The 243-nt window shown below is 42.8% G+C and carries 1 pseudogene; it reads left to right on the forward strand.

Going from position 1 to position 243, the window contains the following annotated elements:
- Positions 1–243 (forward strand): annotated as a pseudogene (locus AAEY57_RS20860) (2,4-dienoyl-CoA reductase); the annotation flags it as partial.

Here is a 243-nt window from a genome sequence, read left to right on the forward strand (position 1 = left end):
GGCTAAAGGCGGTACAGGGCTAATTATTACTGGCAATGTAATGGTTGATCATTTAGCGATGACAGGCCCAGGTGGCCTAGTGCTTGAGCAAAGTACCGATATTACTGCCTTTGCAGAGCTTGCTCGTTTATCAAAGCAAAATAATTGCAAAGTGGTGATGCAAATTAATCACCCTGGTAGGCAAGTATTTAAAAAAATGGGTGGAAAGGCTCTATCAGCGTCAAGTGTTGCACTTAATATGGG

Origin of the sequence: Pseudoalteromonas sp. MER144-MNA-CIBAN-0113 (assembly GCF_040308965.1) — a bacterium.
Classification (GTDB): Bacteria; Pseudomonadota; Gammaproteobacteria; order Enterobacterales; family Alteromonadaceae; genus Pseudoalteromonas; species Pseudoalteromonas tetraodonis.